Source organism: Streptodolium elevatio (assembly GCF_040649515.1).
GTDB classification, from domain to species: domain Bacteria; phylum Actinomycetota; class Actinomycetes; order Streptomycetales; family Streptomycetaceae; genus Yinghuangia; species Yinghuangia elevatio.
Genome location: NZ_JBEZFP010000013.1, coordinates 29,765 through 42,174 on the forward strand (window position 1 = coordinate 29,765; position 12,410 = coordinate 42,174).

Below are 12,410 nucleotides of genomic sequence, written 5' to 3' on the forward strand. Positions count from 1 at the left end.
GGCATCGGCTCGGGCGGCTTGCCGGGCAGCACGCCGGGCGGCGCTTCGGGCGGCGTCATCCCGAACTCCCCGGGCTCGCGTGCCACAGTTTGCGCGGCGCGTCCTTGGTGGGAGTGCCCGGCGGGCGCAGGTCGGCGTACGGCGACACCTTGAACCCGCTCGCATGCACCAGCACGCGGTGCATCACCGGTCGGGTCGAACGGCTCGCCGCGGCGCCCTCGACGGCCTCCTCGGTGACCCCGGCAGTCGCGCCCGCAGCCCCGGCACCCGCCATGAGTGCGTGGACGGCTTCGGTACCGCCCTCGCACCAGGCCTCGTGCAGCGCGCCCATCTCCCAGCAGCCGGTCGCGCGCAGCGACACCCCGCGCGGGCCGGTACGCCGGAGCACGCCGCGTACGACCAGGAGCCAGGAGTGGAACAGCGTGGCGGCGTAGGGGCCCTGGGCGTCCTCGAAGAACGTCGCGTCGACCGGCCCCGTCGCGTCGTCGAGGGTCAGGAACACGACGCGGCGGCCGGACCGCACCGGCGGGGTCTGGGTGGCGACCTTGACGCCCGCGACCAGGATCTCGCTGCGCGACCGCCGGGCGAGCAGGTCGCGCGAGCGCGTCACGCCGATCGCGTCGAGGAAGTCGTCGTAGAAGCCGACCACATGCCGGTCGGCGTCCATGCCCAGGATCTCCAGTTCGGCGCGCACCCGTTCGGCGGGTGTCATCTCCGGCAGGCCGGTCACCGCGGGCGCCTCGTTGTCGGCGAGTCCGAAGGCGAGTTGGGCGGCGGACGCCCCGGAAGGCCACGTCCCGGCTCTGTTTCCGGCTCTGTTCCCGGCTTTGGTTCCGGGCCCGGGCCCGGGCGCGTTGCTGTTGCTGCTGCCGGTTTTGGTTGCGGTTCCGGTTCCGGCCGTGGCCACGGCTCCCGGCCGGCCGCCGGCCCCCGCCGCACGTCGGCCCTTGGCCGGCGCGACCTCGCGGCCGTATCGGTCCAGGTCGGTCAGTTGCAGCAGCAAGTCCCGCCGCGTCGGCCCGCCGCCGCCCGTACCGATGCCGTGCACCGCGTCGAACGCGCCGACCAGGATCAGGCGCTCGGTCACCGGCCGGGACACCCCGGTGCGGTGCCAGAAGTCGGCCAGGGAGGTGAACGGTCGTACCCCGAGGATGCGTTCGACCTCGGCCTCGCTGATGCCCTTCACCTCGGCCAGCGCGATGCGGATGCCCTCCTGTCCGCCGGCCTCCTCGACGCGGTAGACGGCGTCCGAGACGTTGACGTCGACCCCCAGCACCGGGACCCCGAACTGCCGTGCGTCGTCCAGGATCAGACGCTTCGGGTACATCCCCGGGTCGTGGGTCAGGAGACCCGCGACGAAGGCCGCCGTGTGGTGCGCCTTGAGCCACGCGGACTGGTACGTCGGCACCGCGAAGGCCGCCGCGTGCGCCTTGCAGAACCCGAACGACGCGAACGCCTTGAGGACTTCCCACACCCGTTCGACGGTGGCCCGGTCGTACCCGCGCCGGTCCGCCTCGACGCAGAACCAGTCGCGGATCGCGACCTGCCCGTCGACCGTGCCCAGCGCGCGCCGCGCGACGTCAGCCCGGGCGAAGTCGCAGCCCGTCATGGTCGCGACCATGCGGATCACCTGCTCGTGGAACACCACGACGCCCTCGGTCTCGGCGAGCGCGGGCCACAGGTCGCGGTGGATGACGTCGGGTGCGGACCAGCCCTGACGGGCGTTCAGGAACGGGGTGACCATGTCGCTCTTGACCGGCCCCGGCCGGAACAGCGAGATGTCGACGATCAGGTCCTCGAACGTCTCGGGGGCGAACTTGCCCACCAGTTCCCGCTGTCCGGGCGACTCGATCTGGAAGCAGCCGAGGGTGCGCGTCGACCGGATCAGCTCGAAGGTGTCCGGGTCGTCGAACGGCACGGCGTCCAGGTCGATCCGCCCGCCGCCGGTGCGCTCGACCTCGTCGAGGGCGTGCGCCATCGCGGACTGCATGCGTACGCCCAGCACGTCCAGCTTGAGCAGCCCCAGGTCCTCGACGTCGTCCTTGCCGAACTGGCTCATCGGGAAGTCCTGCGCGCTGGTCTCCACGGGCGTGCGGTCGAGCAGGCTGACGTCGGACAGCAACACGCCGCACGGGTGCAGCGCCAGGTGGCGCGGCAGCCGGTCGAGGCGTTCGGCGAGCGTGAGCAACGTGCCGAAGCTCCCCTCCGTGATGCCGGAGGCGCGCAGTTCGGGCAGGTCGCGCAGCGCGGCCCGGACGTCGCGGGCGCGGATATGCGGGAACGCCTTTGCCACCGCGTCGATTTCACCGGGCGGCAGGCCGAGGGCGGCACCGACGTCGCGGATCGCGTGGCGTGCCTTGTACGTCTCGGTCATCGACACCATCGCGCAGCGCTCGGCGCCGAACTTCTCGAGGATGCGCTCGTACACGTCGGTGCGGCGGGCCGATTCGACGTCGACGTCGATGTCCGGCAGTGCGGAGCGGCGGTCGGAGACGAAGCGCTCCATGATCAGGCCGTACCGCATCGGGTCCACGCCGGAGATGCCGATCAGGTGGTTGACCAGGCTGCCCGCCCCCGAGCCGCGCGCCGCGCAGCGCACGCCCATCTCACGGATGAGGTCGACGACTCCCGCGACGGTCAGGAAGTACGACGGCAGTCCGAGCCGTCCGATCAGGTCGAGTTCGTCGTCAAGGCGCTTGCGTACCTTCGCGGTCGGTTCCATCCCGCGCAGCCCGAGCCCCGCCTCGCAGCGGTGCCGCAGCTCCGCCGCGGCCTCGTGGGACGCCACTCCGACGACCTCCGGCTCCGGGTAGAACACCTTGCCCATGCCGAGGTCTTCGCGCGGATCGAGCACGAGCGACTCGGCCAGGTCGCGGGTACGGGCCAGCAGCGCGCCCGCGGTTCCGCGGTCGGCGTGCAGGGCGATCTCGGCGGCCACGCGGACCATGTCGAGGGCCGGCTTCAAGTAGCCCTCGCTGCCCACCCGGTCGAGATGGCGGTGACCGAGCGGCACCAGGCGGCGGGAGGCGTCGAGGACGTCGGCGACGGGTGCGTCGCCGCGCTCGGCGTACCGGACGGCGTTGGTCAGCACGGCCGGGACGCCGAGCGCGTCGGCCGCAAGCAGCATGCGCGCGGCGAGGGTGGTGGACATCGGACCGCCGGACGGGCCGAGGTGGCTGACCAGTTCGACGTGCAGCGCGCCGGGCGGGAGGGCGTCACGGTACGCGGTGAGCAGGTGCGCGGCGTGGGCGTCGCGCCGGGCCGCCACCGCACGGCCGAACTCGGAGTCGGGTCCGATGAGCACCACCAGGTCGCCGCGCGCGGCGTGTTCGGCGAGCGACGCACGGGTGCACGCGGGGACGGGGCGCGCGGCCGCGTCGTGGACCTGCGTCTCGCGGCCCCGGCGGTGGGCGTCGCTGATGAGTCGGCAGAGGGCGGCCCAGCCGGTGCGACCGCGGGCGAGGACGGTGACGCGGGGGTGGCGGGGGTCGACGTACGCTCCGCCGCGCGCGGGGGTCTTGCGGGTCTTGGCGCTCCCCCGGGCGCCACCGCCGAGCCCGACGCCGCCGAACCCGCCGGCGTCGGCGTATTCACCCGGCCTGCCGCCCCTGCTGCCACGGCTGTTGCGACCGCCGCGGGGGTCCGCCCCGCCGTCTTCCGGGAGCACGGCCAGATCCGCCCCGATGATCGGGCGGATGCCCGCCTTGACGCAGGCCTTCACGAACGCGACGGCGCCGTAGACGCCGTCGCGGTCGGTGAGGGCCAGCGCGTCCATGCCCTCGTCGGCGGCGCGCTCGACGAGGGTGTGCGGATGGGGCACGCCGTACCGCATCGAATACCCCGAGGCGACGTGCAGGTGGGTGAACGGAGGGGTCATGGGGTGCTCGATGGGGTCGGGGGCGGTACGTGCGGCGGCGGCTGCTCCGTCAACCGGTCGGAACGGATGGGGCCTTGCTCCCCCGAGCAATCGGATCCCGCGCGAGCGGATCCGCGGCGGACCTGATGCGGTCCTGGGGCGTACCGCCGCGGATCCGCGGTGATCCGCGCTGATCCGGCGGCGGTACGCGGTGGTCAGTCCTCCTGCGGCGGCACCACGGTCAGCGCCGGCAGGCCGAGGAGTCGGACGACGAGGCGGATGAACACCCCCACGTCCCGCACGAGATCGTCGGCCTCGCGCGCGGTGACGGCGTTCGGCAGTCCTGCCTCGGCCGCCGCGCGCTTGCGCGCTCCGCTCGCGAAGTATCCGGCCCACTCGGTCAGTTCAGGGGCCACCTGGGGCAGCAGCTGCCACGCGCTGCGGGGCGCGCGGCGGCGTCCCGGCTTCTCCTCCTCGGGGCGGGCCCGCGCGGCCAATACTGCGGCGGTCGTACGCAGCGCCGCGAGATGCGCGGCGGCGTAGCGCTCGTTGGGCGCGGTTGCCTCGGCTGCCTCCGCGAGTGCGCGGCGGGCGTGGGCGAGGAGGTCGAGAGCGCCGGGCGGCGCACTGGTCCAGCGCACGGGTGCGCGGGGTATCGACGGGAGGTGGGGTATGTCCCGGTTGTCGCGGGTACGGTCGCCCGTCTCCCCCGGTCGGCGTCGTGCTGCTGCGGATTCGGTGGCCATGATCACATCGCCGCCTTCAGTCCAGGGTCCGGGCGAGGGTCCAGGAACCTTGCGAGTCGAGCCTCAGGTCGAACACGCCGAGCGGCGCGCTGCGGCCGGCGGCTGCCTCGACGCGCCAGACCTCACGTTCGATGGCCAGGAGGGCCGTCCCCGTGCCGGCCGCCGGGGCGTCCGCGGTCACCACGCCGCTCGTACGGCTCCCCGTGCGGGCACCCGCGCCTGTGTGCGCTCCCGCGCGGTTGGTGTGACCGGCGTGCCACCACTCCTCGTTCTCCACCCAGTGGTCGAGGACGTCCCTCACCACGTACAGCTTGTCGTGCCACAGGAACCGGGCCGGTTCCCCTCCGCTGCGTACTACCTCCACCGGGTCGATGTGACGACGTGCCATGGCCTCTCCTTCACTGCGGTGACCCGGCCGGAGATGCGCTTCCCCTCGCACCCCCGGCCGGGGTCGGTTTCCGCCGGACGAACCCGAGCCCCTGTCGATCCCCGCGAGGCCGGCCCCTTCGGAGCCACCTTCGAAAATCGAACTCAAGTTCGAACCTGTGGCTTCAGTAAACCTCGCGGCTTCCACGACGTCAACGTCATAAGGCGCGAGTCGCCAGCCTTGCCGCGCTCCTGCTGTTTTCGATCTTTGTTCGATTTTTCGGCGCTCGGGAACCACCGTCGCACGAGCCACTGACACCCGGCCGTCGATGCCTATGCTGCGGCCATGGAGATCTGGCACAACCCGCGTTGTTCGAAGAGCCGTGCGGCGACCGCGTTCCTCGACGAGGCCGGCGTCGACTACGGCACCCGCCGCTACCTGGAGGACCCGCCGAGCGCGGACGAGATCCGCGACGTACTGGAGCGCCTGGGCATGGACCCCTGGGACATCACCCGAACCGGCGACCAGGCCGCCAAGGACCTGGGCGTCACGGAATGGCCCAGGACCGCCGAGGAGCGCGAGCGGTGGATCACGGCCCTCGCCGAGCACCCCGCGCTGATCCAGCGCCCGATCGTGATCGGCGACGACGGCCGCGCCGTGGTCGCCCGCACCGACCAGGCGCTGCAGTCCCTCCTCTGAATCCTCCTCTGAACCGCCCCGCCCCCGAAGACGGCGCCAAACAGGACAGCGGGCTGTGCCTCCCCCGTGGAGGCACAGCCCGCTTCGTCGTCGGCCACCACCCCCGTGACAGCAGTGACGACGGCACCCGAACCGCCGCCCCGTGTCGGCGGTGCAGATGCGACCCCCGCGTCCCGTACGCATGCACGAACGCGTTTCCCGCAAGGCCCCCCGGGCCGCCGCACCCCCGTGCGCGACAGCCCGGGGAACCCGGTCCCCGTTTCCCCCCTCGGGATCCCGCGATCCCCCCGCGAGATCCCCGTTGTCCCCCGTTCCCCCGTTCCCCCGTTCCCCCGTTCCGCGGACCGTCCGCCCCCCGACGTCCGGACCGCGGTCCTGCACTTCCCCGTTGGCGACAACTCTGCCGGTGCGAAGGCCCCCGGGTATCCGTACAGGTACTCAGATCGCAACCCGAGTAGAAAGGTCCGGACCGCTGAGCGCGTCTGAGTATGCGGCCCCTCGACCTGCGGGTTAACGTCAAGATCACGACAACTGCCGCAAACCTCACTCAGGGGGCGCGCATGGACATCGCCCCCATGGTGGTCACCAGCGGCTGGGCGAGCGGCACCAACGCGTACGCCACCGTTCTCATCCTCGGGGGCATGGGCCGCCTGGGCATCGACGACAGCACTCCCGCGATGCTCGAACGCACCGACGTCCTCGTCGTCGCCGCGATCCTCTTCGTCATCGAGTTCGTCGCCGACAAGATCCCCTACCTCGACTCCGCCTGGGACGCCGTCCACACCGTCGTACGCCCCCTCGTCGGCGCCTGGATCGGCGCCCTCTACGCGGGCGTAGGCGACGCCGACACCGCCCAACAACTCGCCGCCGCCCTCGGCGGAGGCGGCATGGCCTTCGGCAGCCACAGCGTCAAAGCCGGCTTCCGCATGGCCGTCAACACCTCCCCAGAACCCTTCACCAATTCCGTGACCTCACTCGGCGAAGACGGCGCCGTCCTCGCCGTCTTGGCCCTGACCGTCAACCACCCCTGGCTCGCCGCCGGAATCGCCCTTTTCCTCCTGGTTCTCGGCGCCGCCCTGGTCCTCTTCCTCGCCACCCGCATCCGCCGCTTCCTCCGCCGCCGCAGAAATCCCAGAAAAAATCCCAACCCGCACAACCCTCCTGGGGGTCCGTGAGTCAAACACTGCGACGACCCACTGGGGGGTGGGCCCGTGCAGCCGTGGGGAGCGGGCACGGGAAGGCGGGGCCCGAGACCGGGGGGCGGTCTCGGGCCCCGAGCCTTTTTTGGTGACGGGGACCTGGGAATTAGCCTTCCACCTGCGGTTTCCGGGGTTCAACCGATCTTCGCGACACAACTGCGGTTCTGGGCGGGAAGCCGGAGAGATGCGGGTTGTTGCGGTTTGGCCCGGGGCTGACGCCGCGTGCGGGGCATGCGCGGGGCGGCCGCAGGGGGATCTGGTCTGACGTCGTGGGGCGATTCGCGGCGGTTTGCGGCAATCCAGTGGGGTTGTCTCGACACTTCGGGGTGCGGACGGGCACGGCGGGGGTGGGGGCGTGGGCGGACGCGTCGCTGGTGGAGGATCCTTCGCGGGGCTGTCGAGGATGTCCGCGCGCTGCACGTCGATACGTGCGACTTGGCGCATCCGAGCAGTCCGTACAGCACGGTTGCGTTGCTGCGGTGCGGGGTGGATGTCGTCGAGTACTTGGTCGTGTGCGACTCGCCCATCGTTGTCGAGACCGGTGTCGGGGGTTCGCGGTGTGATCCGGGCTGCGGGATCGGGAGGAGTCGCCGTGTCCGGCGACGGGTGTTGGTTGACAGGGGTCGGCATGCGGCATGCAATATATTGCATGCCGGTTCCCCAAGCCCGTGGGCTCGTGACCAAGTCCCTACTCCGCGACAACGCGTACCGCGCGATCCGCGACGCGATCGTCGACGGCACGCTCGCGCCCGGCGAGCGGCTCAACGACATCGACCTGGCCGCGTGGCTGGGCGTCAGTCGCACTCCGGTACGCGAGGCACTCGCCCGCCTGGAGCAGGCCGGCCTGGTGCAGAGCAAGCCCGGCAGTCACACGCGAGTCAGCCCTCTCGACGTACGCGCCGCGCGGTCCGCGCAGTCGGTGACGGCCGCGATGCACGAACTGGCCGTACGCGAAGCACTCCCCAACCTCTCCGCCGCCGAACTCGGCGCCATGCGCCAGGCCAACGTGCGCTTCGCCGACGCCCTGCGCCGCAACGACGTCGACGCGGCGATCGCCGCCGACGACGACTTCCACGGGGTCGCGGTGGCTGCCTGCGCCAACCACGCCGTACGCACGGTGCTGGAGCAGTTCACGCCCGTCCTGCGGCGTCTCGAACGGCTGCGCTTTTCGTCGCTGGGCGGCCGGAGTTCGGTCGGCCAGCATGACCGCATCATCGCGTTGTGCGAGGTGGGGGACGTCGAGGGGGCCGCGGCCGCTACTCGCGCCAACTGGCAGACCCTGGCTCCGCTGCTGGACACGGGACTTCCGGACTCCGGACCGGAGGCGGAGGCCGAGCCGGAGACGGAGACGGAGACGGAGACGGGGACGGGGACGGGGACGGGCCTACGCCCGGACCGGCTTGATCCGCCGTACCACTCGTAGCCCACCCCTCAGCCACCTGCAGCGACCCGCGGCCCCGCCCACAGACCCCGGGCCGCCCGACATCCCATGGAGTCCCCATGCGCCTCGACGCGTTCCCGCGCCATCCCCTGCTCTTCGGCCCAAGTCCCGTGCACCCGCTCGACCGGCTCAGCGCGCACCTCGGCGGGGCCCGCGTCTGGGCCAAACGCGAGGACTGCAACAGCGGGCTGGCGTTCGGCGGCAACAAGACACGCAAGCTGGAGTACCTGCTCGCCGACGCGCTGGCCCAAGGCGCGGACACGCTGGTCAGCATCGGGGGCATCCAGTCCAACCACACCCGCCAGGTCGCCGCGGCGGCCGCGCACGCGGGGATGAAGGCTGTTCTGGTTCAGGAGAGTTGGGTCGACTGGCCCGACCCGGTCAACGACAAGGTCGGCAACATCCTGCTCTCCCGCGTCATGGGGGCCGATGTACGCCTGGTCCAGGCCGGGTTCGGCATCGGGTTCAAGGAGAGCTGGCACCAGGCCCTGGACGACGTACGCGCGGCCGGCGGCACACCGTACGCCATCCCCGCCGGGGCGTCCGACCACCCGCTCGGCGGCCTGGGTTTCGCCCGCTGGGCGCATGAGGTCCAGGAGCAGGAACGCGAGTTGGGTGTCTTCTTCGACACCGTCGTGGTGTGCAGTGTCACCGGCAGCACCCAGGCCGGCATGATCGCGGGCTTCGCCGGCCAGGACCGGCCCCGCCGCGTGCTGGGCATCGACGCCTCGGCGAAGATCGACGAGACCCGGACCCAGGTGGCCAAGATCGCCCGAACGACCGCCGAACTGATCGAGCTGGGACGGGATTTGCGCGAGGACGAGATCACCGTGCTGGAGGGGTGGGCCGGCGAACTGTACGGCGTACCGGTGCAGTCCACACTGGACGCCATCCGCCTCACCGGCAGCCTGGAAGGCGTCATCATCGACCCGGTCTACGAAGGCAAGTCCATGGCCGCGCTCATCGACCTGGTACGTGACGGGCACATACCCGAGGACTCCAACGTCCTGTACGCCCACCTCGGCGGCCAACCCGCGATCAACGCCTACAGCAGCCTGTTCGGGGCCTGAGACGACAGGGGCCCAACCGGGCAGCCGACCGGCAGCCGGGCAGTCAGGAGGGCAATCGGGAGTCCGACCGACCAGTCGGCCGGCCAGTCAGCCAGCCCAAGGGCTCCATCCGCCGATCGCGGCCGTCGCGGCGCGGGCGGCATCGGCCGTGGCGCGGGCCCATGCGTCGCACGTACGGGCCGGAACTCGTCGTCGGCCGACCACGACGGCGATGCCGTAGCGCTGGGCCCCGTGCCGGTCGTGCACCGGGGCGTGGATGCTCGCGACGTCCCGCGGGCCGGTCGTCTGCGGGTCCGCGTACTCGCTCCAATCCGCCTCGGGCAGATAGCCGCGCAGGGTCGCGATCACCGTCTCCGCCATGCCGGATGTGATCAGGTTGGCCAGGACTTCGTTGCGTGCGGCGGGAGTTCCGGCGAGGTGTTCGACGAGGTAGCCGCGCGTACGCGCGTCCTGCACCACGGCGTTCAGCACGCCGCGTCGCGCCGTCACCGGTACGAGCGGGGTGCGGGCCAGCCAGTCGTGCAGGACCTGGTCGCCGCTCCACAGCAACTGCGTCAGCCCGAGCGGCGGTACGGCCGGGAACCGCTCGCCGACGAGGTCCCGGGCCGCGGCCGCCCGGATCGCGCCGGCGCGGCCGACCACCACGATCTCGTCCTCTCTCATCGACGTCAGCAGGCAGCTGAGCCCCAACCGCCGGTGCAGCGCGTGCAGGTGCGGCAGCAGCGCGTCGAGCGGAGTGGTGCCGTCCTCGGAGGCGCGGCCGATGCGCCCCAGGGCCGGGCCGAGCCGGTACGCCTTGTCCGGCGTCCGGTGCGCGTACCCGGCCTCGGTGAGTGTCGTCAAGATGCCCAGGCACGTCGGCTTGCTCAGCGCGAGGCGCTGGGCGATGCGCGCCAATGTGAGCGGCTCACGCGGGTGTTCGGCGAGCAGGTTGAGCACTTGGGTGACGCGCTCGGTGGGTGGTGAATGCCGCTCGGGCACCGTGCACCCCCTCTCGCGTCGCCTCGTCGTGGCTGCCGACGCCACTGCGCCGAAAGATTTTTGAGGTGCCGTCAGGTCGAACGCCGGGCCCGCCGTTCGCCGGTGGTTCCAGCTGTGGAACGCGGTACCGCGCACGCCGCCGTGCCCGGAACGGATTGACGCGTTCCGCCGTGGATTCTGTTCCGCATATGGAACGCCTGTTCCAAACCAATCAGCACTCCCTCGGGCCGTCAACCGTTTCGGCCACCCTTGATTTCTTGTCAAAGGCAAGCATTATGGGCTGCCAGCGCCGGGACACCACCACACCGATCAGGGAGTACCGATGGCCTTTTGGCCCGCCCTCGCCGCCCGTCCCGACGATCCGAGACGCCGCCCGCGGCGCCCGCGGCCCCGGCGTACGCTCCGGCTGCCGTCCGTCGTCGCGGCGGCGGTCGCACTCGCTCTCGCCGCGACCGCATGCGGCGGCGGCTCCGACTCGTCCGGCGGCGGCTCGTCCACCGCACCGGTACGCCAGGGCGGGTCCATCACCATCCCGCTGCCCGTCGAGTCGCGCGGCCTGGACCCCTTCGTCGCCTCGTACACCGCGACCGCGGACGGCAGCCGCATGGCGGCCCTGTACGACTTCCTGATCACCCTCGACCCCAAGACCGGCGAGGTCACCCCGCGCATCGCGGAGAGCCTGGTGCCGGATGCCGCCGGCAAGGTCTGGACGCTGCGGGTGCGGCCCGGGGTGACGTTCACCGACGGCACTCCGTACGACGCGGCCGCCGTCAAGGCCAACTGGGACGCACACGCCGACCCCGCGATGAAGTCCCTGCGCCGGGGCCTCGTCACGGGCGTCACCACCGAGGTCACCGGGCCGCTCGAACTGCGCGTCACGCTGGCGACGCCCAACCTGAGCTTCAACCGAACCGTGGCGTACGGCCTTTCCTTCATCGCCTCCCCCACCGCCTTCCGCGCCGATCCGGCCGGGTTCGCCGCGAACCCGGTGGGGGCCGGTCCGTTCAAGCTCAAGGACTGGGTGCGCGGCGACCACCAGACGATGGTGCGCAACCCCGGCTACTGGAAGGCCGGCCTCCCGCACCTCGACCAGGTGACGTTCAAGACCGTGTCCGACAACCAGCAGATCCTATCCGCGATTTCCACCGGGCAGGCCGACCTGACCGTCATGTCGGACGGACAGGCGGGCGAACAGGCCGCGGACAAGAAGCTCAAGGCCGACACGATGCAGGTCGACGGCGGGCAGTTCTTCCTGTTCAACCTGAAGCGCGCGCCGTTCGACGATCCGCGCGCACGCCGCGCGATCGCGCTCGCCATCGATGCCGAGGACCTGACCAAGTCGCTGTTCAACGGCCAGGTCCAGCCCGGACGCGGGGTGTTCCGGGAGAACTCGACGCTGATCGACCCGACGGTGCCGCAACAGCCGGGGTACGACAAGGCCGAGGCACAGCGGCTGTTCGACCAGCTCGCCGCCGAGGGCAAGCCGGTGAACTTCACCTTCCTGACACAGCAGCACGCCACCGCGCGGAAGACCGCCGAGTACATGCAGAGCCGCATCAACCAATACAACAACGCGCACATGGAGATCGAGGCGCTGGAAGTCGGCGCGTACATCACCAAGGGGCTCGTCAACCGCGAGTTCCAGGCGCAGAACTACGGGATGTGGCAGGCGGATCCGGACCCCGCGTTCGACACGCTGTTCCGCTCGACCAGCACGTCGAACTACGGCGGGTACTCCAGCCCGGCGGCCGACGCCGCCCTCGACGCCGCCCGGGCGGCCGCCACGCCGGAGGCCCGCAAGCAGGCGTACACCGACCTGGTCCGGGAGATCGCCAAGGATCTGCCCGTGTGGGTGTGGCAGGAAGCGACGACGTCGACGGTCTACCGTCCCCAACTCACCGGCGTGACCCTGGTCAACGAAGGGCAACTGGCCATGGACCAGATCGGCCTGACCGGCTGATTCGACCGGCAGACCCGACCGGCACGTCGTACGCCGAGCGCCCGTCTCCCCCGCGTGTGGGGCGACGGGCGCTCGGCGTTCGCGTGCGGTC

At 71.6% G+C, this 12,410-nt stretch carries 9 protein-coding genes; 5 read left to right on the forward strand and 4 right to left on the reverse strand.

All coding sequences use genetic code 11. The annotated features are described in order from the left end of the window. Positions 1 to 55: 55 nt before the first annotated feature. From AB0C36_RS07515 to AB0C36_RS07525, 3 genes are all read right to left on the reverse strand, one after another. On the reverse strand, positions 56 to 3,877 hold the full coding sequence (locus AB0C36_RS07515; protein ID WP_358350657.1) for a DNA polymerase III subunit alpha: 3,822 nt from the start codon (positions 3,875 to 3,877) through the stop codon (positions 56 to 58). 194 nt (positions 3,878 to 4,071) lie between these two features. Then, complete coding sequence (locus AB0C36_RS07520; RefSeq protein WP_358350660.1) at positions 4,072 to 4,602, reverse strand: SAV_6107 family HEPN domain-containing protein; 531 nt, start codon at positions 4,600 to 4,602, stop codon at positions 4,072 to 4,074. 16 nt (positions 4,603 to 4,618) lie between these two features. Further along, the gene (locus AB0C36_RS07525) at positions 4,619 to 4,990 is read right to left on the reverse strand and encodes a DUF6504 family protein (protein WP_358350663.1); all 372 of its coding nucleotides are present in this window, start codon (positions 4,988 to 4,990) and stop codon (positions 4,619 to 4,621) included. Positions 4,991 to 5,314: 324 nt separating this feature from the next. Here AB0C36_RS07525 and AB0C36_RS07530 point away from each other — a divergent pair, with 324 nt between their 5' ends. From AB0C36_RS07530 to AB0C36_RS07545, 4 genes are all read left to right on the forward strand, one after another. Beyond that, a complete protein-coding gene (locus tag AB0C36_RS07530) occupies positions 5,315 to 5,668 on the forward strand; it encodes an arsenate reductase family protein (RefSeq protein WP_358350666.1) in 354 nt (117 codons plus the stop codon). A 560-nt stretch (positions 5,669 to 6,228) separates the two neighbouring features. Further along, positions 6,229 to 6,843, forward strand: a complete 615-nt coding sequence (locus tag AB0C36_RS07535; RefSeq protein ID WP_358350668.1) for a DUF4126 domain-containing protein — start codon at positions 6,229 to 6,231, stop codon at positions 6,841 to 6,843. Between the two features lie 673 nt (positions 6,844 to 7,516). Further along, on the forward strand, positions 7,517 to 8,290 hold the full coding sequence (locus tag AB0C36_RS07540) for a GntR family transcriptional regulator (RefSeq protein WP_358350670.1): 774 nt from the start codon (positions 7,517 to 7,519) through the stop codon (positions 8,288 to 8,290). A 77-nt stretch (positions 8,291 to 8,367) separates the two neighbouring features. Continuing rightward, the gene (locus tag AB0C36_RS07545) at positions 8,368 to 9,378 is read left to right on the forward strand and encodes a 1-aminocyclopropane-1-carboxylate deaminase (RefSeq protein WP_358350673.1); all 1,011 of its coding nucleotides are present in this window, start codon (positions 8,368 to 8,370) and stop codon (positions 9,376 to 9,378) included. 87 nt (positions 9,379 to 9,465) lie between these two features. Here AB0C36_RS07545 and AB0C36_RS07550 read toward each other — a convergent pair whose 3' ends face one another. Continuing rightward, the gene (locus tag AB0C36_RS07550; protein WP_358350676.1) at positions 9,466 to 10,359 is read right to left on the reverse strand and encodes an IclR family transcriptional regulator; all 894 of its coding nucleotides are present in this window, start codon (positions 10,357 to 10,359) and stop codon (positions 9,466 to 9,468) included. A 322-nt stretch (positions 10,360 to 10,681) separates the two neighbouring features. On the opposite strand from AB0C36_RS07550, the gene AB0C36_RS07555 reads away from it, so the two are divergent. Next, positions 10,682 to 12,319 (forward strand): ABC transporter substrate-binding protein, encoded by a 1,638-nt coding sequence (locus tag AB0C36_RS07555; RefSeq protein WP_358350679.1) that lies wholly within the window; start codon positions 10,682 to 10,684, stop codon positions 12,317 to 12,319. The last annotated feature ends 91 nt before the right edge of the window (positions 12,320 to 12,410 follow it).